Consider the following 24,761-nt stretch of genomic DNA (forward strand, 5'->3'; position numbering starts at 1 on the left):
TCAGGCGCGGGGGTGGTCGCCGCCGGCCAGTTGGTCGAGCGCGTGGCGCAGGATCGGCCCGAGCACAGCCAGTCCGTCGCGGGCACCGCCGGTGGAGCCGGGCAGGTTGACGATCAACGTACGACCGGCCACCCCGGCGATGCCCCGGGACAGCGCAGCGGTCGGCACCGCCGACCGGCTGACCGCCCGGATCGCCTCGGCGATCCCCGGGATCTCGTAGTCGAGCACCGAGCGGGTCGCCTCCGGGGTGCGGTCGGTAGGGGTGATCCCGGTACCGCCGCTGGTGACGACCAGCTGGACCCCGTCGGCGACCGCCCGGCGCAGCGCCTGCGTGACCGGTTCGCCGTCGGCGACGACCAACGGGTCGTCGACCCGGCAGCCGAGGTCACGCAGGCCGGACACCAGCAGCGGACCGCTGGTGTCGGAGTAGACGCCGGCGGCGGCGCGGTTGGAGGCGACCACCACCCGGGCGTACGGGCTCACGACCGGTCCGCCGGACGGTGCCAGTCGCCGGTCTTGCCGCCTTCCTTGGACAGCACCCGGACGTCGTCCAGCGACGCAGCCGGGTCGACCGCCTTGATCATGTCGATCAGGGTCAGCCCGGCGGTGGCGACCGAGGTGAGGGCCTCCATCTCGACCCCGGTCCGGTCAGCGGTCCGCACCGTGGCGGTGATCTCGATGGAGTCTGCGGTCAGCGCCAGGTCGACGACCACACCGTGCAGCGCGATCGGATGGCACAGCGGGACCAGGTCGGGGGTGCGCTTGGCACCCATGATGCCGGCGATCCGGGCGACGGCCAGTGCGTCGCCCTTGGGCAGACCGTCGCGGCGCAGCAACTCGACGACCTCGCCGGTGGTACGCAGTCGTCCCGCTGCCACGGCGCGGCGGACGGTCGGCGGCTTGGCGGTGACGTCGACCATCCGCGCAGCGCCCGTTTCATCGACATGGGTCAGGTTCGGCACCTCGGTCACCTGAACGAGCCTATCGGGCAAACCAGTCGGCCCTGGCTCGACCGCCACGGTTGGCGGCAGAGTTGGCATCAGGCCGGCCGTACCGGCGACCTGCCGGCCCGGATGTCACCTTCCGCTTCTCCACCGACCCGCACTTCTCGGATCACCTTCGCGGATACCCACTACAGCCCCCAAATCGTGCACGCCTAAGGAATTTATAAGGTTATGAACGAACTGTTCGAATGCATTCCGTCGGCGATCAATAACCAAGGGTGACAAACCGCCGCCATCTTGACTAATCATGCGCATATGGACATTTATCCGTATGCAAGTGGCATATCGCAACTCTATGATTCTCCTGTCAGCAAGAGCCGGCAGCATCAACTGCCCAATCGAGTGGAGGGGAAGACCATGCGCAGCAACGAATGGTACTGATACTGTCGTCTACCGATGACGAGCAGTAGTTCTGCGGGCCACGCAGCGCAACAAGATCAGGAACAGATGTGACCCGCACGGTTCGACACGACAACGAGACCGATCGGCAGCTGGTGCTGCTCGTCGGTCTCGTCGCCGTTTGTGCGGTGGCCGTCGGCGTCTCGTCGCTCTACCTCGTCGCCGGGTCGCTGGTCAGCACTGCCGACGAATTGGCGCTCGTCGCCGCCTTGGTCTTCCTCGCCGCGGTCGGGGTCACCGTCAAATGGTTCGTCCGTATCCGGTCGACGGCCCACGCCATCGCCTGGAGTGAAGTCGCCATCCTGGTCGGACTCGCGGTGGCACCCGCCACCCTGGTGGTGCTCTGCACCGGCCTGGGCGTCGGCCTCGCGATGATCGTGCAACGGATGGCCCGGATAAAGGCGACCTTCGCCGTCGCGAAGAACATGCTCGTCGCCGCCGCCGCTGGTGCCGTCCTGCACACGCCGAACTGGGATCCGGAGCTGGCGATCTACAGCACGGCGTTCTTCGGTCCACTCGTCACCGCCTATGTCGTAGCGGTCGTGCTCGACGAGGTGCTCACCATCCCGGTCATCGCCCGCGACACCGGAACCGGACTGTGCGCCATCTTCCGGCACAACCTCGGACTCCGGCTCTCCAGCGCGGTGATCCGGTTCCCGCTGATCGTCGCCATCCTGCTGATCCTCAAGGCGGACCAGTGGCTACTGGTAACGATTCCGCCCGTAGTGCTCTGCATCCACCTGGCCTACGCCGGACATGCCAGGGCCCGCGACGACCAGCAGGCCTGGCAGCGGCTCGCCCGGGCCACCGACGCGCTCAACGTCGTCGACCTCGACGCGGTGCTGTCCATCGCGGTGGTGCAGGCCGCCGACCTGTTCTCCACCGACCGGGTCGAGATCGAACTCAACGAACCTGCCCGGCTGGTTCAAGGCAACAGCGACGGTGTGCAGTACGACGGCCCCACCGGCAGCGCCCCCACCCCGCACATGCGGACCGTGATCGCCGTACCGCTCGCCGGTCCGGGCAGCACCCTAAGTGTCGGCACCCTGCGGCTCTGCCTGACCGGCCCGGTCAAGTTCTCCGACCGGGAGCACTACACGCTGCTTACCTTCGCGTCCGCACTGTGCACGGCGGTCCGCAACGCCTCGCTCTACCGGCAGCTGAACCAGGACGCCGAACGGCACGCCCGCGAGGCCGCACAGGACGAACTGACCGGGCTGGCGAACCGGCGCCGGCTGATGGAGCACGGCTCCGAACTGCTCGGCCGACGGCGCACCTGCGGGATCACCGCGCTGCTCCTCGTCGACCTCAATCACTTCAAGGAGATCAACGACACGCTCGGCCACGGCGCCGGCGACAAGGTGCTGATCCAGGTCGCCCGGCGACTGTCCGCGAACGTGCAGCCTGGTGACCTGGTGGCCCGGCTCGGCGGCGACGAGTTCGCCGTACTGCTGACCACGCTGCCGGCTCCCGCGATCGCCGCGCACCGCGCGGACGCGCTACTCACCGCGATCTGTGAACCGATGGAACTTGACGGCATGCGGATCAACGTCGAAGCCAGTGGCGGCATCGCCGTCGCACCGGGCAGCGGCGGAATGGCCGAACTGCTGCGCCGCGCCGACGTGGCGATGTACCAGGCGAAGCGATCCGGCGGCCGGACCGCCGTCTACGCCCGCAGCCGGGACACCGCCGACGTCGGCCGGCTGGCGCTCGGCGGAAACCTGCGTCGCGCGGTCGCCCAGCACGAGTTCAACGTCGACTTCCAACCGATCGTCGACCTCGGCACCGGGGAGGTGATCGCCGCAGAGGCGCTCGCCCGCTGGCAGCACCCCGACCGGGGCCGTCTCGACCCGAAGCGTTTCCTGGAAACCGTCGAGCGCTCCGGTCTGCTCCCCGCGTTCGCCGACGCGGTCCTGGAGCAGTCCCTGATCGCCGCCGCCACCTGGCACGAATCCGGCTTCGTTCTGCCGGTCGCGGTCAACCTGTCCCCGCGCAGCCTGCTCGACCGGCGGTTCCCCGGTGCCGTACTGGCCCGCTTGCAGGCCCACGACGTCCCGCCCGAGCGGCTCATCCTGGAGCTGACCGAGACCCTCACCCTCAGCCAACTCGAAGTGGTCGACCAGGTGCTCGGCCAGCTACGTGACGCCGGGGTACGGCTCGCCATGGACGAGTTCGGCACCGGCTACTCGTCGCTGTCCATGCTGTCCCGGGTTCCGGTGCACGAGCTCAAGATCGCCCGTTCATTCGTGATGAGCATGGAGGCCTCCTCCGAATCGGCCGCCGTCATCCGGTCGACCGTCGACCTCGGCCGCAGCCTCGGCCTGGCCGTCGTCGCCGAGGGCGTGGAGAGCGAGCCACAGCGCCGCGCGTTGTGGACGATCGGCTGCACCGCTGGTCAGGGACACCTGTTCGCCCGGCCGATGCCGGCCCACCGGCTGCTCACCGCGCTACAGTGCGGGTCCGACGGCCGCCCCGGCAGCCTGGCCAGTCCACTGCACGATGCAGGCGCCGTCGTCCGCATCGACCACACCCGCCGCGCCGGCCAGCGGCAACGGAACGAGAAGGTACCGCACCTGCCGGCCTGACCGTTCTGTCAGACTTGCCGGCGTGACCGTCACGGCGGCCGGACCCGCAGCTCGCCAGCGCCGCCCGGCTGGCCCGGCCCGGCGGTGGCGAGCCGTCGCCACCCGCCGCTGGGTGCAACTGGACCGAAGCGCCGACGGCCTCGGCGGCGACCTGGCCCTCTATCTGCTCTCCGCAGTCTTCGCGGCGGTCACCGCGGTCGCCTCCACGCTCGCCCCGCACCGAGCCTGGGGGGCCGTCGCGGTTGTCGGCTACGCGGCCGCGGCCCTCGTCGTGGTCGGCCAACTCGTCGTCCGACGCGCCGCGGCCCGCCAGCGGCTGCGGCTGACCGGCGGCGTCGCCCGCGCGTGGCTTACCGGAGCCACCTGGGCGGCGGTGGTCGCGGTGCCCCTGGTCCTGCAGGCCGAGCAGCGGGCCGATGGCCGCACCGACCGGGCCCAGGAAGAGGTGGTTGTGGTCGACGATGGCGGTGCCTCCCGGCTGCTCGCCGACGGCAGCCCGTACCTGTCCGAACAGCAGATCGCGGCGCTGCCGGCGGACGAACGGCTACTCGGATACCTGCCGTACCAGCCCGGGATGGCGATCTTCGGGCTGCCCCGGGCGCTGGCCGGCACCGGTTGGTGGACCGACGCCCGGGTTTGGTTCGCCGTCGCCACCCTCGCCGCCCTGGCCGCGGCCCTCACTCTGGCGCGCCGCCGGGCCGGCCCGGCCGGCGATCGGGTACTCGTGCGCGCCGCTCAGCTCAGCACCGTACTGCCGATCGCCGCGCTGGCCATGAGCACCGGTGGCGACGACCTTCCGGTGCTGGCTCTCGCCCTGCTCGCCCTGGTGCTCTGCGCCGGCGGCCGGTACGCGGCAGCCGGGGCGGCCATCGGCGCGGCCGCCGCGCTCAAGCTGTTCGCCTGGCCGGTCCTGCTGGTGCTGCTCTGCCACGCCGCCACCGGTAGTCGACGGGCCGTGGGCCGGGTCGCGGCCGGTGGGATCACTCTGCCGCTGCTCGCCCTGCTGCCGGTGGCAGTGGTCGACCACGCCGCGCTGATCCACAACGTGCTCGGCTTCCCACTCGGTGCCGGCATGGTCCCCAGCCCGGCGGCCTCGCCGCTGCCCGGCATGCTGATCGCCACCTGGATGCCCGGCGGACGGATCGTCGCCAGCGGGTTGCTGCTGCTCGCCGGGTTCACCATCGCGGTACGGCTGGTCCGCCGGCCGCCGCAGACCGCCGCCACCGCGGCCCTGATCTGCGGCCTCGGCCTGTTGGCGGCGACGCTGCTGCTGCCGTCGACCCGGTTCGGCTACCTGCTCTACCCGGTCGCCCTGTTCAGCTGGATCCCTGTGCTCCGGGTCGCCGAGGTGCCGGCGCAGGCGTTCGCGCCGGACCGTGACGGGCTGGTGCCGGCGTACGGGCCCGACCGGTGATCCCCCGGGGGTCGGCGGCACCGGCGGTCCTCGCCGCGGTGGCTGTCGGCGGCGCGGCCGGAGCGGCCGCCCGCTACGGCATCGCCGCCAGCTGGCCGGGCCCGGCCGAGGTTGGGCTGCCCTGGCCGACCCTGGTCACCAATCTCGTCGGATGTGCGTTGATCGGTGTCCTGATGCGGGTGGTCACCGCCGTGCCTCACCCGCACCTGCTGCTCCGGCCGTTCCTCGGTGCCGGCGTACTCGGCGGCTTCACCACCTTCTCGGTCCAGACTCTGGAGGTCGCCGACTTGCTCACCGCCGGACGGCCCTGGCTGGCCGCAGGCTACGCGCTCGGCACCCTGGCGGGCGCGCTGGTCGCGGTCTGGCTCGGCGGCGCGGCGGCCCGGCCGCTCGCCGACCGGATCGCGCGGCGGGTCCGGTGACCCGCCCCGATCATCCGGAACATTCGGGAGGTACGGGATGAGTCTGCTCCTGGTGATGTGTGGCGGGGCGGTCGGCGCGCTGGTTCGTTACCTCACCGACCGGGTCGTGGTGGGGCTCGGTCAGCCCAGCTTCTGGGGCACCTTCCTGGTCAACCTGGCCGGGGCCGCGCTGATCGGCGTACTCGCCGGTGCCGGACTGACCGGTGCCGGCTGGCTGGCCCGGCTACTCGCCACCGGCTTCTGCGGCGCGCTGACCACGTACTCGACCTTCGCCTACGAGGTGGTCCAGCTGGCCGGCGGCTCCGCGCGGGATCGCTGGACGGCCGCCGGCTACGCCACCGGCACCCTGCTGGCCGGATTCGCCGCGCTGCTGGTCGGCCGCCTGGCCGGCGACATCCTGGCAGGGTGACCGCGACCGTCGGTGTGGAATCCGCCGACCGGGCGGCGGGCGGGCGGGAAACGGCGTACACCTTGAGGACATGGAGATGGATTACCGGGACCGCCGCGACGCCGGGGAGCAGTTGGCCGGGCAGTTGGCGCAGTTGCGGGGGCGACCGGACGTCGTCGTCCTTGGACTGTTGCGGGGCGGAGCACCGGTCGCGGCGGTGGTCGCCGACCAGCTCGACGTAGCGTACGACGTGCTGGTCATCCGCAAACTCGGTCTGCCGTCGGCGTCCGAGGTCGCCTTCGGCGCGATCGGGCCGGGCGGGGTGCGGGTGCTGAACCCGGAGATCGCCGACCAGCTCGACCCGGGACAGATCGCCCGGATCACCACCGCGGAGACCACCGAGTTGCGCCGCCGCGAGCGGCTGTTCCGGGGCGACCGGCCGCCGCTGGACCTGCGCGGCCGGACCGCCGTTCTGGTCGACGACGGGCTGGCCACCGGCGCGTCGGCCCGGGCAGCGGTCACGGTGAGTCGAAGCCTCGGTGCGGACCGAGTGGTGCTGGCGGTGCCGGTCGGCTCGGCCGAGGCGATCGGCACGCTTCAAGACGTGGTCGACGAGGTCGTCTGCCCGCTGCGGCCAACGGACTTTCGCGCCGTCGGTTGTCACTACCAGGATTTCCACCAGGTGTCCGACGACGAGGTCACCGCGTTGCCGGTCGGCAGGTGAGGATCCCAGCCGGTACCGTCAAGTCATGCAGATGAACTGTCCCAAGTGTCACGGCGCCATGCGGCAGTACGAGCGCAGTGGGATCACCGTCGACCAGTGCACCGAGTGTCGCGGCATTTTTCTCGACCGGGGCGAGCTGGAGCGCCTGCTGGACGCGGAGGCAGCCTGGAACGGTGGTGCCGGCGGCCAGCAGCCCGGTCAACCGCCCCGCCCGGCACCGAGCCCGGCCGGCGGATACCCGCCGCCTCCGCCACCCCCGCCGACGCACCACCAGCCCGGCTACCCGCCGCCGGCCCCGGCCTACCCGCCGCCGGCCCCGGCCTACCCGCCGGCGGCCGCCTACGGGCACCACGGCTACCACGGGCACTACCGGCACAAGCGGCAGAAGAGCTTCCTCAACCAGCTGTTCGACTGAGCCTGTGCCCCCGGCGGTCCGGAACGCTGCGCTGGTCCGGGCCGCCGCGCCGTTGGAATCGGGCGGCCGTCCCGGCATGGTGGCTCAGATCGCCATGTCGACGAACCGGGATAGGTGCAGTTGCGCGGCGACGGTCACCGTGTCGGTCGGCCCGTTCCGGTGCTTGGCGACGATGAAGTCCGCCTCGCCCGCCCGAGGCGACTCCTTGTCGTAGTAGTCATCTCGGTGCAACAGAATGACCACGTCCGCGTCCTGCTCGATCGACCCCGACTCGCGCAAATCGGACAATTGCGGCCGCTTGTCGGTACGCTGCTCAGGGCCACGGTTCAGCTGGCTGACCGCGATCACCGGGCACTCGACCTCCTTGGCCAGCAGCTTGAGCCCACGGGACAGGTCCGCGACCTCCTGCTGACGGCTCTCGGTGCGTTTCGGTGAGGTCATCAGCTGCAGGTAGTCGACGACGATCATCTTCAGGTCGTGCCGCTGCCGTAGCCGCCGCGCCTTGGCTCTGATCTCCATCAAGTTCATGTTCGGCGTGTCGTCGACGAAGAGCGGCGCCTCACTGATCTCGCCCATCCGCCGGGCCAGCTTCGTCCAGTCGTCGTCGGAGAGCTGGCCGGAGCGCAGGACATGCAACGGCACCTTCGCCTCGGCGGAGAGCAGCCGCATGACAATCTCCACCTTGCTCATCTCCAGCGAGAAGATCGCGCTGGCGTGACCGGCCCGGATCGCCGCGTTGCGGGCGAAGTCCATCGACGCGGTCGAGTTGTGCGTCGGGATCATCGTCCGGCCGGCGAGATACAGGTGGTCGGCGTTGTCCACGGTGACACAGCGCACCGGCACGCTGCGGACCGGTCGGACCGAGGTGATTCCTCGCTGCTGCTCGTCGTCGGTCTGGATGCTCACCGTGTAGACGGTGGATGGCGAGGTCATCCGGCCCTGGACGGTGGTCACGGACACCGTGCAGTGCAGACCGAGGCTCGCCACCAACTCGCGTACCGCCTCGACCATCGAACGCGAGGTGGTCCGGTACTCGTCCAGCCCGCCCGGGTTGCGGGTGCCGGCGGTGTCCAACAGACCGGTCAGCAGCGCCCGCCGCTGCCGCTCGGAACTCCGCAGGTACGCGTCGGGGATCCGCCGGTCGACCTGGCGGTGGTCGGCAGCCGGGTCACCACCGGCAAGATCGACCCCCAACTGGTACGGCGGCACCGGCAGGTCGTCGCGGTCGGGCAGCGCCAGGGCACGGCAGTTCGCGACGGTGACCTCGGGATGCTCCGCAGGTGACCGGTCGAGCAGGTCCAGGATCTCCTCGGTGGTCAGTACCTGGGTGGCCCGTGCAGGTGCGGACCGGGCCGGTCCTGGCCGGGATCGGCCGGCCAGGACCGGATCGGCCGAGACCGGTGCCGGGGTGACAGCGGCCAGCGCCGCGGCAGCCGCTGCCGGTACCGGCACGGCGGGCCGGTGCGTCACCTGCCAGAGATGGTCACCGTCGGCGACGATGGCCGAGCCGTCGGAGAACTCGACCTGGTAGGACCGTCCGCCGAGCAGGACGGCAGAGGTGCCGACGACCGTGGTAGGTCGACCGGCGGCGTCGAGTAGTCGGTCACCCACCGCGACCTCACCCATGGTGGTCCAGCCGGTCGGGGTGGGCAGCGGAGTGTCCAGCGCCAGCGCCTTGCCGAGGCCGGGCCGGCCGGCGACGATGATCAACTGCCCGGGGTGCAGCCCGTTGAGCAACCGGTCCAGGTCGGTGAACCCGGTGGGCACTCCGGTCATCATGCCGGCCTGGGCACCGACCGCCTCGATCTCGTCGAGAGTCGGCTGCAGCATGTCGGCCAGGACCGCGAAGTCTTCGCTCACCCGCCGTTCCGTGACGTCGTACACCGCCTGCTGGGCGAGGTCGACGACGTCGTCGATGTCCCGGCCACCGCCGGCGGCGGAACCGTACCCGAGCTGCACGATCTTGGTGCCGGCCTCGACGATGCGGCGCAGCACCGCGCGCTCGGCCACGATCCTGGCGTAGTAGGAGGCGTTGGCCGCGGTGGGCACGCTCGCGATCAGGGTGTGCAGGTACGGCGCGCCGCCGATCCGGCCCAGGTCACCTGAGTTGGCGAGCGCGGCGGAGACGGTGATCGCGTCCGCCGGCTCGCCTCGCCCGTACAGGTCCAGCACCGCGTCGAAGACCGTGGCGTGGATCGGGCGGTAGAAGTCGTTCGGTTTGAGGATCTCCACGACGTCGGCGATGGCGTCCTTGGAGAGCAGCATTCCGCCGAGGACGCACTGTTCGGCGGCGACGTCCTGGGGTGGCGTGCGGTCGAAGGGCTCACCGCCGGTGGGTGGACCGGGTGGCTTGGCCGGCGGGCCGGGTGGACCGGACGGGCGGGCCGGTGGCCGGGGCTCGGTCTGCAGGTCGTCCGTGATGGACATCCGGGCACCCCCCTTCACTACATCACTGCCGCGAGTCAACTGCGCGGGTACGACATCGTCTGCTCGTGCGTCGTCGACGACCTGCGGTCGGACCCACCAGGGACCGGGCGACCAGGGGACGTCGCATCGGCGTGGGAGGGCTCCGGGAAACGATACGGACTTGCGGCGGCATGCCCAAACACGGCGGTGGATGAACCTCTGGACAAGCTGTGGACAGGAGGGCCCAGGCTGTGCACAACCTTGTGCACAGCCTGTGGAAAACTTGCCGCCACCTCGAGGAGATGCCCGCTGAGCTGGGACTTTGCGATCCACAGCCGGTGGACAAAAATCTGCACCGGGCTGCCCACCTGGCCACCGGCTACTATCGGGCGGGAACTGATTCGCCGGCCCAGCCGATCACGGCTCGATAGCGAAGGGGCGAGGCTCCGGCGGTGGACTACCGGGACTGGGAGTACGGCGACCGCCCTCCACGCGAGCGGCGGTCGGCTGCCCGGTGGCCCGACGACACCGACGCCGACCCGGCACCACGCTCTCGTCGGTCACGGCGCTACGACCCGGCCGAGGATGACGCGGCGCCCCGCGGCCGGCGCCGCTACGAGGACCGACGCGGCCGCGACGAGGACCAGCGCGACGGTGCCCAGCACCAGGCAGACTGGGGCAGCCCGGCGTCGGGCCGGTGGGCGCTGCCCGCCGGCCCGACGCCGCCAGCGGGTGAGCCGGTCCACCGGGATCCGCCGGCCAGCCGGGCCGGGCGGCACCGCGACGAATCGTGGCAGATCCCCGAGCAGCCGGTACGGACCCGCCGGTCCCGTGGCCGGCCGGCGCTGCCAGCGGCCGGGCCTGAGATGGACGCCCCTGCCTGGGACCGGCCCCGGCGGGCACCGGGCCGGCGCCGCGCGGCCGAGGACCCGATCTCCGGCGGTCCGATCTCCGGCAGCCCGGTGTCCGGGAACCCGATCTCCGGCAGCCCGGTGTCCGGGAACCCGATCTCCGGCAGCCCGGTGTCCGGCGATCCAGCGGGCTGGCGGCGTGAGTCGCCCGATAGCCGATACGGGCCGGTGTCGGGTGCCGGTCCGCTCGACCCGGGCGGTCCAGCCACTACGCCACCCGCTACCTGGTCGACCGCGTCGGCGCGGTGGTCGGCATCGCCCAGTGATCCAGGTGACCCCGGTGACCTGGAGGGGTACGACGGTCGCAGTCGTCGGTCGTCCCGTCGTACCGGCCCGCCGTCCGACTCCGACCGTCCCGGCCGCCGACGGCGCGACCGCGACAACATCCGGCGTCGGCTCGACGACGACCACGCGGCGCAGTGGCTACGCGACGACGAGCCCACCAGCGGGTGGTCCGGTGGATCGGACCACACCGGCGAGTGGCCGAGGCGTTCCGACCCCACCAGTGGATGGTCCAGCGCGACGGACCACACCAGCGAATGGTCCCGGGGCGCCGACTACACCAGCGAGTGGTCCCGGGCCAGCGAGCGCACCGGCGGGTGGTCGCGGGAGGAGGACCAGGCCGGGCGATGGGACCGGCCCGCCCGTCGCGAGATCGAACCGCCCCGGCGCGAGTTCACCGACGAGACCGGCACCTGGCCGCGTACCGCGTCCTCGCCGCGGGCGATCGGTGCCGGCCCGGCGCAGCCGCCCACCGGCCGGGCCGGGGAGCTCAGCCGCAGGGCGTACCGCCCGAAACCGGTCGACAGTTGGCGCGAAATCGGCGACCAGACCGATCAGTGGCACCGGGGCGACGACCCGGAGAGCTGGCCGGCCGGTAGCCGCACCGGGGCGCGCAAGAGGCGCGCGGCCGAGGTCGGCGACGTCGACGCCGATATCCTTCCGCCGGTCGATCCGTGGCCACAGGTCGAGCCAGGCCGGGAAGGTACCTTCTGGTCGGGGACCCGGCTGGCGGAAGACGACCCCAGGTGGGTGGAGACGCCGGCTTCGGCACCCCGGTCACCGATCGCCCTGCCGAGCGCGCCCCGCTCCCGGGTGCTGCCCGAGCAACGACCACGGCCGAGGTACGAGCCGCCGTCGCAGCGTCGGCTGACGTACCGGATCGACGACGAACTGATCGACGCCGACCAGGGCGGCTACCTGTCATCGCTGCTGTACACGGCCGCCTGGTACGCCCTGCCGGTGGTGGCGTTTCTGATCTGGAGCCTCACCCTGGACGGCACCCCGGCGACCACCGACTGCGTTCTCGGGGTGGACGGCGGCTGCCTCTCCGCTCGGGCGCAGGCGATCAACTCGCTGCTGGCCGCCGCGCCGGACTTCGCGTACGCGCTGATGATCTCGCTGGTCCTGGCGGTGTCGATCAGGTGGGTCAGCGGCACGTGGCGCGCCTCGAGTGTCGGCCTGGCGTCGGCGGTGATCGGCGGCGGCATGTCGACCGTGCTCACCAGCGCCATCACCGGCCAGCCGATCGGTTGACGCCGGACCTACCGGGCGGGCCCCGGATCCCCGACAGTTCGCGCTGTTCGTCGCGGGTGCCACGCTCCTAGGATCGACCAGTGTTCAGCCGCAGCTGGAGGATCAACCTGACCGTGGCCGGGCCGCTTCTCGCCGGGCTGGTGACCGGGCTGGTGACCGGGTGCGGCGCGGCCGGCGACGGCTCGGCGGTCGGTGCCGGTCCGCCTCCCACCAAAGCGCAGCCTGGGGCGTCGTCCGCTACCACCACGCCGGCCGCTGTCCCGTCGGACGGCACACCACCACCGTCCGGCGCGGCCGGGCTGGGCGCGGCCCCGGTGCCGTCGGAGGCTCCCGACCGGACGACGGCGACCGGCAACCCCGATGGACGAGCCCAGGTGCCGGCGCGGGCCCGCGCGGTGGACACCAGCCGGCCAACCCGCACGATCGGCGACGGTACGCCGGCCAGCTGCACCTCCCAGGCGGTCGTCGCGGCGGTCGCAGCCGGCGGGATCATCACCTTCGCCTGCGGGCCGGAACCGGTGGTGATCACGATGGACCGGACGGCGAAGGTCCGTAACGCGGCCAGTCGGCAGGTGGTGCTGGACGGCGGCGGGCTGGTCACCCTCAGCGGCGCCGGGCAACGACGAATTCTGTACATGAACACCTGCGACCAGGCGCAGGGCTGGACGACCTCACACTGCAATGATCAGGACCATCCCGAACTGGTCGTGCAGAACCTGACCTTTGCCGACGGCGATTCCACCGGTGAGCAGGTCGACGGTGGCGGCGGTGGCGCGATCTTCGTCCGGGGCGGCCAGTTCCGGGTGGTCAACTCCCGATTCGTCGGTAACCGGTGCGACCCGACCGGACCGGATCTCGCAGGCGCGGCGATCCGGGTGCTGGACCAGTGGCAGGACCAGCCGGTGTACGTGGTGCAGAGCACCTTCGGAGGGGCACCCGGCGACGGCGGAGTGTGTGCCAACGGCGGTGCGTTGAGCAGCATCGGTGTCTCATGGATCGTGCTGAACAGCGTACTGACGCACAACTCGGCAACCGGCTACGGTGCGAATCCAGCCAAGCCCGGCACTCCGGGCGGCGGTAGCGGTGGGGCGATCTACACCGACGGCAACCGGTTCACCGTCTCGATCGCCGGCACCGTCATCGCCGACAACGAGGCGCGGGAAGGTGGCGGGGCCATCTTCTTTGTCAGCAACGACCGGTCTGGCACCCTCGAACTGACCGATTCGGTGCTGCGCCGCAACACCAGTCACGGCTTCGCCACCGCCGGCTACCCGGGCATCTTCTACCTCGGGTCCGGGGAGCCGGTCGTCGTCTCCAGCATTCTGCGCTGAGCATGGTTCAGGGGCCACACCGTCTGGTGCGGCCCCTGAGCCGGATGTCTCGCTCGCAGTGGTTGCCGGAAGCTACCTGGCCTGCAGCACACTGAGGTCGAACCTGGCGGTGACGTCCGGGTGCAGCTTGACCTTCACCGGGTAGGTACCGACCGACTTGATGTGGCCGGGCAGCTCCAGCCGCCGCCGGTCCAGGGCCGGACCGCCGGCGGTACGGACGGCGTCAACGACCTCGGCCGGGGTGACCGAGCCGAACAGTCGACCGCCTTCGCCGGCCCGAGCGGTCAGGGTGACCTTCAGGCTCTCCAGCTGACCCTTGACCTCGTTGGCGTGCCCGAGGTCGCGGATCTCCCGGGCGGAACGGGCCCGCTTGATCGAGGTGACCTGCTTCTCGGCACCCTTGGTCCAGGAGATCGCGAACCCTTGGGGCAGCAGGTAGTTACGGCCGTAGCCGTCCTTCACCTCGACGATGTCCCCGGGGGAACCGAGCCCAGACACCTCCTGCGTGAGAATGATCTTCATATCGGTGCCTCCGCTCAGCGGGCCGTCGTGGTGTACGGCAGGAGCGCCATCTCGCGGGCGTTCTTGACCGCGCGGGCGATCTGTCGCTGCTGCTGGGAGGTCACCCCGGTCACCCGCCGGGCACGGATCTTGCCCCGGTCGGAGATGAACTTGCGCAGCAGTGCGGTGTCCTTGTAGTCGATGTAGGTGATCCCGTCCTTGTCGAGCGGGTTCACCTTCTTCTTCGGCTTGCGAAGTGCCGCAGCCTTGGCCATTGCTCGTGCTCCTGGTTTGCGATCGCGGGCGTTGGAAGCCATATCAGAAAGGAGGTTCCTCGTCGAAGTTCCCGCCGCCCGAACGGGCGGACGAGGCGGCCGGCGCGGCCGTGGCCCATGGGTCGTCGAAGCCGCCGCCCTGGTTGCCACCGCCACCGGAGCCGCCGAAGCCGCCGCCGGAGCCGGATCGGGACATCTTCTGCACCTTCGCCGTGGCGTACCGCAGCGACGGGCCGATCTCGTCGACTTCCAACTCGATGACGGTCCGCTTCTCGCCCTCACGAGTCTCGTACGACCGCTGCCGCAGCCGACCCGAGACGATCACCCGGGCACCCCGCTGGAGCGACTCGGCGACGTGCTCCGCCGCCTGGCGCCACACCGTGCAGGACAGGAAGAGCGGCTCGCCGTCCTTCCACTCGCCGGAAGCTCGGTCCATGTACCGGGGGGTCGAGGCCACCCGGAACTTGGCGACCGCTGCTCCCGACGGGGTAAAGCGCAACTCAGGGTCATCGGTCAGGTTGCCGATGACCGTAATGGTGGTATCTCCTGCCATGACCATCTCCTCGCGCACTCAGTCGACGTCCTCGTCACCAGGCTGCCAGAGCCGTGTGACAGGACCGACGAGAGCTGTCGGGCGGACCGGTGGGACGCGGTCAGCGCGTCTCCGGCCGAATGACCTTGGTGCGCAGCACCGACTCGTTGAGTCGCAGCTGGCGGTCCAGCTCGGCGACAGCATCCGGGGTGGCCTGCAGGTCGATGACCGCGTAGATGCCTTCCGCCTTCTTGTTGATTTCGAAGGAGAGGCGGCGGCGACCCCAGACGTCGAGCTTCTCGACTGAGCCTCCGGCGGTGCGGATCACGTTGAGGTACGTGTCGAGCGAGGGCGCGACCGTGCGCTCCTCGAGGCTGGGGTCGAGGATGACCATGATCTCGTAATGACGCAAGACGTACTCACCTCCTGTGGGCTGACGGCCACGGTCCTTCCGTGGCAGGAGGTCCAGCGTCGTGACGCCGACGACCAGTCAGGCAACTGACGTCGGCGCAACCGGACAAGGATAGCCGGCTGCGGGCACGAGCCGCGGGGCGCCCCTGTCCGCATTCTTTGGGTGGGACCTGGGGAGGAACGACCACACCGACGAGGTTGGACGTGAGGCGCCCCGCGGAGCCTGTGCAGTTGTGCGCTGGTCAGGGCAGGTGCTTGAACCTCTGCCCGTGTTGCACAACTATAACCCTTATTGCTGCTACAGACACGCCAATCACAGCAATTAGCGCAAGGAGCGCTAATAGTCCGATTGGATGATCTTGTCCGGTCAGACCGGCGAGCCAGGGGTCCGCCACGCCCTCCGCAAGCGACAGTTCTATCGGCACGTCCTCTCCCAGCACGAACGGTGGCACCGGTCCCGGCACGAAGATGAGGACGAAGACCTCGGTGTCTCCGCCGATCGGCGGAGGCACCGGGCCGGTTCTCTACCGGGAGCAACGACCGCGATCGGCGGCGGTGACGCGGCCGGCTCGCCGGGCGGCCGGCCCACGTCCACCGGTACGAACCGGTGGACGCACGAACCGCCGGTGCCCGGATCGTCAGGCTTGCCACGTAGGCTCGGCCCATGCGTATCGGAGCCCACGTCGACCCCAGCGACCCGCTCACCGCAGCCGCCGACCGACGGGCAGACGCGGTCCAGTTCTTCCTCTCCGACCCGCAGGGCTGGAAGGCCCCGCAGCCGCGCACCGACGCGGCTCAGCTGGCCAGCTCGGACGTGGACCGCTACGTGCATGCTCCGTACGTGATCAACGTCGCCACCTCGAACAACCGGATCCGGATTCCGAGTCGCAAGCTCCTGCTGAGCCATGCCACCGGTGCCCGCCAGGTGGGGGCGAAGGGTCTGATCGTGCACGGCGGCCACGTCAGCCGGGGCGACGGCGCAGCGGTGGGTTTCGACAACTGGCGCAAGACCTTCGCCTACGCACGGGACCAGGGCGGATTTCCGGTGCCGGTGCTGATCGAGAACACCGCAGGCGGGGAGAACGCCTGCGCTCGACGGTTCGACGCGCTGGCCCGGCTGTGGGACACGATCGGCGAGTTCGGGCCGGGTTTCTGCCTGGACACCTGCCACGCCCACGCCGCAGGCGAGGAGCTGCTCGACATCGTCGACCGGGTCAAGGCGATCACCGGCCGGATCGACCTGATCCACGCCAACGGGTCCAAAGACGCCTTCGACAGCAGCCGGGACCGCCACGAGAACCTCCAGGCCGGCATGATCGACCCGGAACTGATCGTCGCGGTGATCCGATCCGCCGACGCGCCGGTCATCGTCGAGACTCCGGGTGGCACCGACGGCCAGGCGGCGGACATCGCCTTCCTGCGAGATCGGCTGGGGCAGCAGGATACGGCCCGATGACCGGCAAGCGAGCAGCCGCCGACGGCGACCGGGCCAGCACGGCCGACCCGGTCCGCCCCGACCCGGCATCGACCAACGGCGCCAAACAGCAACTCGACGAGACGACGGTGGGCCGGCCGGAGGCCGAGTCCGTCACGACCGACGATCCGCCGGAGAGCAAGGCCGAGCCGACCGACGATCCGTTCACCGCGTTCGGTCCGGCGCCGGAGAGCCGGCCGGGTCGGCTGGTGCGGGCCCGGCAGGCCGTCGTCCGGGTGCTGATCCACGAATGGAGCCTGGCCACCGTCGCGGCGCTCGTCGTCGCGGTGGCGATGACCTGGCCCACGCTGCGCTACCCGCTCTACACGATCCCGCAGGACACCTGGGATCCGACTTTGCAGGCCTGGCAGATGGCCTGGTCCGGGCATGTTCTGCTGACCGACCCCACCCAGCTGTGGCAGTCGAACACCTTCTACCCGCAGTCGTGGAGCTTCGCCTTCTCCGACACCCTGCTCGGCTATGCGCCCGCCGGCATGATCGGAGACGGGCCGGTGGCGGCGGTCCTGCGCTACAACATCATCTTCGTGCTGGCCCACGCCCTGGCGGCGCTCGGCGCGTACGCACTGATCCGCCAGCTCGGCACCGGGCGGACCGCGGCAGCCGTCGGTGCGGCCGGCTACGCGTACGCGCCGTGGCTGCTGTCACAGGCCGGGCACCTGCACATCGTCTCCAACGGCGGCATTCCATTGGCGCTGGCCATGCTGGCCCGGGGACACGGCTGGTCACTGCGGTACGGCTACCGACCGCAGCGGCGCAGCGTCAGCTGGGCGCTGGCCGGCTGGCTGACCGCGGCCTGGCAGATCAGCCTCGGATTCGGTATCGGACTGCCGTTCATCTACATCCTGGCGATCATCTGCCTGGCCTCACTGGCCATGTACCTGGTACGGCGCACCTGGTTCTGGCCGCAGCGAAAGCCGTTCGGAGCCGTACTGCTGCTCACCGACCTGGCCGGCGGCGCGCTGTTCACCGCCGTCGGGGTGCTGCTGGCGATCCCGTACTTCCGGGTCGCCGAACTGCACCCGAACGCCGCTCGGACCATGGCCGACCTGGCCGCGTACTCACCGCCGGTGTCCGGGTTCTTCACCGCGCCGGCGGAGTCGCTGATCTGGGGCGACCGGCACGCCGACGCCCGCGCGGCACTGCCCTGGCATCCGGAGATGACTCTGTTGCCCGGCTTCGTGCTGTACGCGCTGGCGCTCGCCGGGCTGGTGCTGTCCATCTGGACCTGGCGGCAACGGCTGTTGCTGCTCGGCGGGGTGCTGCTCACCGGGATCCTGGCGATGGGCAGCAGCTTCTTCGGCGGCACCTACAGTTACGGCCTGCTCTTCGAGTACGTCCCCGGCTGGGACGGAATCCGCACGCCGGGCCGGATGATGCTGTGGACCACGCTGCTGCTGGCGATCCTCGCCGCCGGCGCGGTGGCGGCGTTCGTCGGTCGGGTCGACGACATCGCCCGGCTACGAGTTACCGAACGGCCCGGTGCGCTGCTGCGGCTGGCCACCCTGCTGCCCCTGCTGCTGGTCCTGGTGGAGGGGTTGAACGTCACCCCGCACCCGGAGGTGCCCGAGCAGCCGCAGATCATGCGGGTCGACGACGGCCCGATTCTGGTGCTGCCCAGCAGCCAGAATCTCGACCAGCACGTGATGCTCTGGTCGACGACCCGGTTCCAGCCGGTGGTGAACGGCGGCAGCGGCTTCACCCCGGACCAGTTGGCCGAGGTACGGGAGATTACCCGGACGTTCCCCGACCAGGCCAGCATCGGATACCTGCGCGAGCTGGGCGTGCGTACCGTGGTGCTCCGGCGTGACCAGGTGCCCGGGACGCCGTGGCAGACCACCGTCGACCTACCGGTTGACGGGCTCGGCATCGACCGGGTCGACATCGGCGACACCGTCGTCTACCGACTGTGATCCTCCGGCGGCCGGCCGGGGTTCGCGTTGGTCGTTGAACCAGCGGCGGACCTCGGGCACCCAGCCGGCGTCCGGCGCACCGTCGAAGACGCCGCCGTCCGGGTCGTCGGAGTAGTTGCGGCGCACCACGTCCCGCTCCGGGTGGAGAATGTCGCGGATCACGAACACGCACAGCGCCACCACCGTGCCGAGCCGCAGCGTGGCGGCCAGCACGAAGACCCCGTCGGGAATGATCTGACTGCCGGTCGCGGTGCCGAGCAGCTGCCCGTAGAAGGCGAGGAAGTACCCGACCTCGGCGGCCTGCCAGGCGAGGAAGGCACCCCAGCGCGGCCGGGCCAGCACGATCAACGGCAGCAGCCACAGGGTGAACTGCTGTGACCAGACCTTGCTGAAGATGAGGAACGCGGCGACCACCAGGAAGGCCAACGCGGCCAGCCGGGGTCGACGCGGCGCGAGCACAGCCAACGCGCCGACACCGAGGCAGGCCAGGCCGAACAGTACGTACGACAGGGTGTTCAGCGTCGGAATGTTGTCGCCGAGCCACTGGAACGGACCCTGGCTGCCGGACGCACCGCCGGCCCACTTGCCGTCCAGGTAGCGCCCGATGTACCACAGCGTTCCCCAGTCGATTGGCCGTTCGGAGTTGAGTTCGAAGAACCGCCGCCACCCGTCGTGGGCGAAGAGGTAGACCGGCAGGTTGACCGCGACCACGGTGCCGACCGCCGCGACGATCGCGGTGACGATGGCCCGGATCCGGCCCGACCGCAGGCCGAGGACGAGGATCGGTCCGAGCAGGAACAGCGGCCACATCTTTGCGGCGCCGCCGATGCCGAGCAGGACGCCGGCGAGCAGCGGACGCTGCCGAACCCAGGCGAACAGGCCGAACATCGCGAACCCGATCGGCAGCATGTCCCAGTTGACGGTGGCGGTCAGCACCAGCGCAGGGGCGAGGGCGAACATCGCGGCGTCCCACGGCCGGCGGCGGCGCAGGGCGAGGATCGCCGCCACGGCGGCCACCCCCAGCGCGCAGAGCACCAGGGCGTTGGCGTTGTAGAACCACATCGCCTGGTTGAGCTCGGGTCGGTCTGTGCCGAGCGCGTGCACCGGTAGCCCGATCGCCCCCATGAAGTAGCCGGTCACCACCGGGTACTCGACGGGGTGGTCGAGGTAGGGGACCTTGCCTTCGTTGAGCCCTTCGGCGTAGTAGAGGGCGAGTACGTCGGTGTAGCAGAACCGGGTGTACTGGATGTTGTCCTGCCAGGCGCCGTCCATGCAGGGCGACTTCTGCACCCAGTGCGCCGCGAGGCTGAGGCAGATCAGCGCGAGAACGATCCGGGCGGCGGTCCAGAACCGGCCGGGCCGGCCGGCGGGCCGGTCCTGGCCGGCGGCGTGCCGGCCGAGCGGGCCCCCGATCGCTTCGGACAGGCCGCGGACGAACCGGTCAGCGCGCGACGGGTGGTCGACGGGTGGCCGCTCGACCGCTTCGCCCTCGGCTGCGGTAGCCGGTCCAGGTTGCTCGGCCCGCTCAACTCCATCGATACCGTTCGGCGGCTGCACGCTCATGAACAGGCATCCTGCCGTACTCGACCTGCTTTCGTCTGCCCAGGACCGGCATGTCGAGTTCACCGATGTACCGCGCCGGCCGGTGATCAGGTCAGTTGACCTGGTCACCGGCCGGCGCGATGGTTGGCGATCTACGTCCGTCGATCAGCGTGTCGGTGGCGGCAGTGTCGGCGGCACGGTGGTGCCGCCAGCACCACCGCCGAAGTCGAACCCGATGCCGCCGTCGCCACCCTGGTCGTCACCGTCGTTGGGGTCGGCCCCATTACCAGGAGTTCCCGTGGGGTTACCGGCACCGTCGTCGCCTTGGTCGCCGTCGTTGTTCCCGTTGTTGTCACCGCCCGGGCAGAACAGGTCGCCCAGCGGGCCGTCGCAGATTCCGCCGCGACCCGGTCGTTGCGGGTCCGGCGGCGGCGGGGCCGGCGACTTGCCGTTGCCGGCGTCGACGCTGCCGATCTCCCGGGCAGCCGGGAACTGTTCGACGTCCATTCCCTTGTGTGCCTCGTTCATGAAGCGCTGCCAGATGATGGCGGGCAGTCCGCTACCACCGATCTTGTTGTTGTTCTTGTCGCGGATCGCCTTGCGGTCTCCGACGTTGCCGACCCACACCGCCGTCGCGATCTGCGGGGTGTAGCCGACCATCCAGGCATCGCCGTTCTCGCCGCTGGACTCGTTGAGCTCCCAGGTGCCGGTCTTGCCAGCGACCGGACGCCCACCGTTGAGGTCCCTGTTGATGTTGTTCGGGATCTGGGTCAGCACGTCGGTCAGGTCCGCCACGACCTCCTGCCGGATCCGCTGCTCCGGCTTGAGCTGCTCGCCTCCGGCCGTCACCCATTCACCGCTGACCAGGTTCTTCTTCTCGACCGAGATCACGAAGTGGGCCTTGTTGTAGACCCCGCGGTTGGCCAGCGTTGCCACCCCGTTGGCGTGGTCGAGCACCGTCACCGGGTACTGCCCGTACCCGACCACGTTGAAGAACGGCGACGGAGCGACCTCCTTCGGGTCGGCCGTGGTCAGGTCGTACGGCTTGTTGTCGGCGGTGTTCCACATGGTGGCGACGCCGGCCGCCTTGGCCATGCCGACCACCTTGTCGGCGCCGATCTGCTCGGTGACGTGGTAGAAGGGCACGTTGTAGGACTGGACGGTGGAGAACTCCAGCGAGCACCACTCGCCACAGCTGGCGTTCCGGCCGGCGTTCTGCACCTGGATCTCGGTGCCCTCGACCTTGAACGGTTCGGCCGTCCAGTGCGAGTCGACCGAGATGTCGTTGTCCAGGGCGGCGGCCAACGTGTAGATCTTGAACGTCGAGCCGGGCGAGTGACCACCGGTCCACTGGCCGTTCTCGTAGTTGCGGCCGGCGTAGTCGTGCCCGGTGCCGTTGTCGCCGCCGAAGTAGGCGAGCACCCGGCCGGTCTCCGGATCGATCGCGACCATCGCCGCCATCAGGTTCTCCGGCTGGCCCTCCATGGCCGACCCCTTGGCCTCACGCCAGATCGCCTTCTCCGCGGCGTTCTGCATCTTCGCGTCGATCGTCGTGACGACCCGGTAGCCGCCCTGCCGCAGCTCCTGCGAGCAGGTGTCCGGCGTGCAAATGCCCATCTGCACCATCTCGTCGCGGACGTAGTTGATGACGTTGCCCTCGGGGGTGTTGATCCCGCAGTCGATGATGCAGCTGTTCGGGTCGACCTCCCGGATCTCCGGGTACTCGGTCGGTCGCTCGGCCTCGGGCAACCAACCCATCTCGACCATGCCACCGATCACGTACTCCCAGCGGACCTTGGCCTCGGCCTCGTTGACCGCCGGGTCGTAGCCCTGGTGCCCGGTGGTCGCGTCCGGCTCCGGCTGCTTGATCACTGCCGCGATCACCGCGCCCTCGGCGACCGACAGGTCGGCGACCGGCTTGCCGAAGTACTGCTGCGCTGCGGCCTCGATGCCGTAGGCGCCGCGGCCGAAGTAGATGGTGTTGAGGTAGAAGCCCATGATCTCGGACTTGTCGTACCGGTCGGTGAGCTTCGAGGCCAGCACCGCCTCGCGGACCTTCCGGGCGTAGGAGACCTCCTGCAGGTCCATCGCGTTTCGGGCGTACTGCTGGGTGATCGTCGAGGCACCCTGCCGGGTGCCGCCGGTGAAGTTGTTCCAGGCCGCCCGGGCGATACCGACGTAGTCGACGCCGGAGTGCTCGTAGAACTTGCGGTCCTCGGCGGAGGCCACCGCCCGCTGCACGTGCTCGGGGATCTGGTCGACGGTGACGAACACCCGGTTGAACTCGCCCAGCTTGGCGATCCGGGTGGTGCCGTCGCTGGCGTACATCGTGCTGGCCAGCGGCAGCGGCAGCTCCTCGGGCAGGGTCACCGTCGTCGAGTAGTAGGTGCCGCCGACGACCGCACCACCGGTGAGCATGATCAGGACCGCGAACGACGCGATCAGCAGGTTGATTCGCCGACGCTGCTTGGCCCGTTTCGCCGCGGCAGGGTCGCCGCCGCGACCGCCCCGGCCACGGCGACCCGGCCCGGACGGGCCGTCGGGTCCACCAGGACCGCCCGGTCCACCCGGTCCACCCGGACCACCCGGACCGCCGCCGAACCCACCGGCCGGTGACACCGGTCGTACGCTGGCCCGCCCGACGGTCGCCCGGCCGACTCCGGCGCGACCGGCGGCACCACCGACCGGGGCACCGCCGCTGACCGGAGCCCGGCCACCGACCGAGGCCCGACCGGCTGGGCCGCCGCCGACCGATGCGCTGCCGACCGACGCGCTACCCACCGACGCTCGTCCGGCGGAGGCCCGTCCGGCGGAGGCGCCGCTGACCGGAGCCCGGCCACCGACCGAGGCCCGACCGGTGCCGGGGCTGGCCGGTCCGCGGAAAGTTTCTCCGCCGTGCCAACCTGCTTCGGAGTCGCCCCGCGCGGAGTGGCCGCGGGCCGGCCCGGCGTCGTCCGCCCCGGCCCAGTGGTAGTCATCCGGCTCGGATCCGTATCCGCCACCGCTGCCTGGACTGTAGGCACGCCCGTGGGCGGAGTTGGGGTCGCCGTACGAGTTCATGTGTCACACCCTGCCGGTTGCGGTGGTGCGCTCCAGCGCCACCACCGGTCTGCCGTGAGTTGGCCCACTACCGGTGCCGGAGCGACACCAGCAGCCGAAAGCCACTTCATCAGAAATATCGTGACTTGTCCGGTTAACCAGAAACGTTGCCCTGCCTACTCTCTGGTGCCTACGTAGCGACCGGGCAATCAGGTTCACCGTCGGGCCTCTCGCCTTCGTTTGGTCATTGATGGGCGGCCGCCGCCAGACACGGCGACGGCGTCGTCAGCCTCGCCGTCACCGCCGACGCCTAGGCCATCCCGGCCGAGAAGATACTGCTCCACCAGGTGGTTCCAGTTGCAGACGCGACACACCTCGACGACGTACACCTGGAACTCACGCAGCGTCATCGCCAGCAACGACAACTCGGCCCGGTTTCGGGCCTGTCCGGCGGACTGCTTCAGCTCATCGCCATAGATGTAGTGCACGTGGGTCAGGTTCTCGCGGTGACAGATCGGGCAGCTCTCGTCGGTCGGCTCGCCGTGGAACCGGGCAGCACTCTTCAGGTAGGGCGAGGCATCGCAGACCTCGTGGCTGCTCACCCGGCCGGAGAACACCTCGCGCAGCACGGCTCGTCGCTGAAGCGAGTAGTCGACGACCTGACGCTGCGAACGCATGGCCACGAGCGTACGCGGTCCCGGCTGACCTTGGCGACTACGGTCACGATCAGTAGCCGACCGTACGCAGGGAACCATTTGCCCGGTGTCGGGTTTCCGTCTACCGTGTCGATGTATCGGCTCGATACATCGAGTCGACGATGCCGGGCAGACCACGAGGTAGGAGGGGCAGCGTGCTCGAACTCGCCATCCTCGGCCTGCTTCAGGAGTCCCCTATGCACGGTTACGAGCTCCGCAAGGAGCTCGCCGCCAAACTCGGGGCGATCCGCGCCGCGATCAGCTACGGCTCGCTCTACCCCACGCTGCGCCGGCTGCAGGCCAACGGCGTGATCGCCGAAGCCGACGACCCCACGACCGCCGACGCGGAGATCCCGGCACTGACCAGCCGCCGCGGCCGGGTCGTCTACACCATCACCGCCGAAGGCAAGGAACGGTTCGCCGACCTGATCGCCCAGACCGGTCCGGAGACCTACGAGGACACCGGGTTCGGCGTGCACTTCGCCTTCTTCTCCCGGACCGACCGGGCCACCCGGCTGCGGATTCTGGAGGGGCGGCGGCGCAAGATCGAGGAGCGCCGGGAAGGGCTCCGCGAGGTGCTCGGTCGAGCCGCAGAGCGGCTCGACGCGTACACCCTCGAACTCCAACGGCACGGACTCGACGCCTGCGAACGCGAGGTCCGTTGGCTGGAGGAGCTGATCGCCAGCGAGCGGTCCGGCCGGGCCCCACGCACCGGCCACCCCGAACCCATGAAGTTCGAACCCGCAGAGAACGATCCGCCCCCGCCTGGACAGACCAGGGAGGCTCCGCCGGGACAGCCCGGAGACGAGCCGGAGCGGCCGTGAAG

The 24,761-nt window shown here is 70.3% G+C and carries 22 protein-coding genes; 11 read left to right on the plus strand and 11 right to left on the minus strand.

All coding sequences use genetic code 11. From position 1 onward, the window contains the following. Both ACFHWU_RS02965 and moaC read right to left on the minus strand, forming a co-directional pair. Positions 1-507, minus strand: coding sequence for a MogA/MoaB family molybdenum cofactor biosynthesis protein (locus ACFHWU_RS02965; RefSeq protein ID WP_416551096.1), 507 nt, complete (start codon positions 505-507; stop codon positions 1-3). Then, positions 480-971, minus strand: coding sequence for a cyclic pyranopterin monophosphate synthase MoaC (gene moaC, locus ACFHWU_RS02970; protein ID WP_416550855.1), 492 nt, complete (start codon positions 969-971; stop codon positions 480-482). The genes ACFHWU_RS02965 and moaC overlap by 28 nt, the downstream gene beginning before the upstream one ends. Positions 972-1,453: 482 nt before the next feature. On the opposite strand from moaC, the gene ACFHWU_RS02975 reads away from it, so the two are divergent. From ACFHWU_RS02975 to ACFHWU_RS03000, 6 genes are all read left to right on the plus strand, one after another. Further along, entirely contained in the window at positions 1,454-3,988 is a 2,535-nt protein-coding gene (locus ACFHWU_RS02975; protein ID WP_416568035.1) for a putative bifunctional diguanylate cyclase/phosphodiesterase, read from the plus strand. Between the two features lie 22 nt (positions 3,989-4,010). Then, entirely contained in the window at positions 4,011-5,402 is a 1,392-nt protein-coding gene (locus ACFHWU_RS02980; RefSeq protein ID WP_416550857.1) for a glycosyltransferase 87 family protein, read from the plus strand. Then, positions 5,399-5,824, plus strand: a complete 426-nt coding sequence (locus ACFHWU_RS02985) for a fluoride efflux transporter FluC (protein WP_416550858.1) — start codon at positions 5,399-5,401, stop codon at positions 5,822-5,824. Before ACFHWU_RS02980 ends, ACFHWU_RS02985 begins: the two co-directional genes overlap by 4 nt. Positions 5,825-5,861: 37 nt before the next feature. Beyond that, positions 5,862-6,233 carry a fluoride efflux transporter FluC gene (locus tag ACFHWU_RS02990; protein ID WP_416550859.1) on the plus strand — a complete coding sequence of 124 codons (372 nt, stop codon included), beginning with the start codon at positions 5,862-5,864 and terminating at the stop codon, positions 6,231-6,233. A gap of 76 nt (positions 6,234-6,309) precedes the next feature. After that, on the plus strand, positions 6,310-6,936 hold the full coding sequence (locus tag ACFHWU_RS02995) for a phosphoribosyltransferase (protein WP_416568036.1): 627 nt from the start codon (positions 6,310-6,312) through the stop codon (positions 6,934-6,936). Positions 6,937-6,961: 25 nt separating this feature from the next. After that, positions 6,962-7,351, plus strand: a complete 390-nt coding sequence (locus ACFHWU_RS03000; protein ID WP_416550861.1) for a zf-TFIIB domain-containing protein — start codon at positions 6,962-6,964, stop codon at positions 7,349-7,351. 84 nt (positions 7,352-7,435) lie between these two features. On the opposite strand, the gene dnaB is transcribed toward ACFHWU_RS03000, so the two are convergent. Further along, entirely contained in the window at positions 7,436-9,778 is a 2,343-nt protein-coding gene (gene dnaB, locus ACFHWU_RS03005) for a replicative DNA helicase (protein ID WP_416589755.1), read from the minus strand. Between the two features lie 431 nt (positions 9,779-10,209). Here dnaB and ACFHWU_RS03010 point away from each other — a divergent pair, with 431 nt between their 5' ends. Then, positions 10,210-12,204 carry a hypothetical protein gene (locus ACFHWU_RS03010; protein WP_416589756.1) on the plus strand — a complete coding sequence of 665 codons (1,995 nt, stop codon included), beginning with the start codon at positions 10,210-10,212 and terminating at the stop codon, positions 12,202-12,204. A gap of 152 nt (positions 12,205-12,356) precedes the next feature. Beyond that, positions 12,357-13,535 (plus strand): hypothetical protein, encoded by a 1,179-nt coding sequence (locus ACFHWU_RS03015; protein WP_416551097.1) that lies wholly within the window; start codon positions 12,357-12,359, stop codon positions 13,533-13,535. 72 nt (positions 13,536-13,607) lie between these two features. Here the strand turns inward: ACFHWU_RS03015 and rplI are convergent, their stop codons facing one another. The 5 genes from rplI to ACFHWU_RS03040 all read right to left on the minus strand — a co-directional run bounded on the left by rplI (position 13,608) and on the right by ACFHWU_RS03040 (position 15,766). Next, positions 13,608-14,057, minus strand: coding sequence for a 50S ribosomal protein L9 (gene rplI, locus ACFHWU_RS03020; protein ID WP_416550864.1), 450 nt, complete (start codon positions 14,055-14,057; stop codon positions 13,608-13,610). Positions 14,058-14,071: 14 nt separating this feature from the next. After that, complete coding sequence (gene rpsR / locus ACFHWU_RS03025; protein WP_091551811.1) at positions 14,072-14,311, minus strand: 30S ribosomal protein S18; 240 nt, start codon at positions 14,309-14,311, stop codon at positions 14,072-14,074. A gap of 43 nt (positions 14,312-14,354) precedes the next feature. Continuing rightward, positions 14,355-14,882, minus strand: coding sequence for a single-stranded DNA-binding protein (locus tag ACFHWU_RS03030; protein ID WP_416589757.1), 528 nt, complete (start codon positions 14,880-14,882; stop codon positions 14,355-14,357). Between the two features lie 82 nt (positions 14,883-14,964). Next, complete coding sequence (rpsF, locus tag ACFHWU_RS03035; protein WP_363851323.1) at positions 14,965-15,255, minus strand: 30S ribosomal protein S6; 291 nt, start codon at positions 15,253-15,255, stop codon at positions 14,965-14,967. 241 nt (positions 15,256-15,496) lie between these two features. Further along, positions 15,497-15,766, minus strand: coding sequence for a hypothetical protein (locus ACFHWU_RS03040; protein WP_416589758.1), 270 nt, complete (start codon positions 15,764-15,766; stop codon positions 15,497-15,499). Positions 15,767-15,918: 152 nt separating this feature from the next. On the opposite strand from ACFHWU_RS03040, the gene ACFHWU_RS03045 reads away from it, so the two are divergent. Both ACFHWU_RS03045 and ACFHWU_RS03050 read left to right on the plus strand, forming a co-directional pair. Then, on the plus strand, positions 15,919-16,710 hold the full coding sequence (locus tag ACFHWU_RS03045) for a deoxyribonuclease IV (RefSeq protein WP_416550868.1): 792 nt from the start codon (positions 15,919-15,921) through the stop codon (positions 16,708-16,710). Continuing rightward, complete coding sequence (locus ACFHWU_RS03050) at positions 16,707-18,659, plus strand: hypothetical protein (RefSeq protein WP_416550869.1); 1,953 nt, start codon at positions 16,707-16,709, stop codon at positions 18,657-18,659. The genes ACFHWU_RS03045 and ACFHWU_RS03050 overlap by 4 nt, the downstream gene beginning before the upstream one ends. Here ACFHWU_RS03050 and ACFHWU_RS03055 read toward each other — a convergent pair. From ACFHWU_RS03055 to ACFHWU_RS03065, 3 genes are all read right to left on the minus strand, one after another. Next, a complete protein-coding gene (locus tag ACFHWU_RS03055; RefSeq protein WP_416589759.1) occupies positions 18,594-20,222 on the minus strand; it encodes a glycosyltransferase family 87 protein in 1,629 nt (542 codons plus the stop codon). The genes ACFHWU_RS03050 and ACFHWU_RS03055 overlap by 66 nt on opposite strands. A gap of 144 nt (positions 20,223-20,366) precedes the next feature. Further along, complete coding sequence (locus ACFHWU_RS03060) at positions 20,367-23,261, minus strand: transglycosylase domain-containing protein (protein ID WP_416568042.1); 2,895 nt, start codon at positions 23,259-23,261, stop codon at positions 20,367-20,369. 194 nt (positions 23,262-23,455) lie between these two features. Continuing rightward, positions 23,456-23,917: a DUF5318 domain-containing protein gene (locus ACFHWU_RS03065; RefSeq protein ID WP_416550872.1), complete on the minus strand. Its 462-nt coding sequence runs from the start codon at positions 23,915-23,917 to the stop codon at positions 23,456-23,458. A 173-nt stretch (positions 23,918-24,090) separates the two neighbouring features. On the opposite strand from ACFHWU_RS03065, the gene ACFHWU_RS03070 reads away from it, so the two are divergent. After that, positions 24,091-24,759: a PadR family transcriptional regulator gene (locus tag ACFHWU_RS03070; protein ID WP_416589760.1), complete on the plus strand. Its 669-nt coding sequence runs from the start codon at positions 24,091-24,093 to the stop codon at positions 24,757-24,759. The last annotated feature ends 2 nt before the right edge of the window (positions 24,760-24,761 follow it).

It is taken from the genome of Micromonospora sp. LOL_015, from assembly GCF_048060275.1.
Lineage (GTDB): Bacteria > Actinomycetota > Actinomycetes > Mycobacteriales > Micromonosporaceae > Micromonospora_E.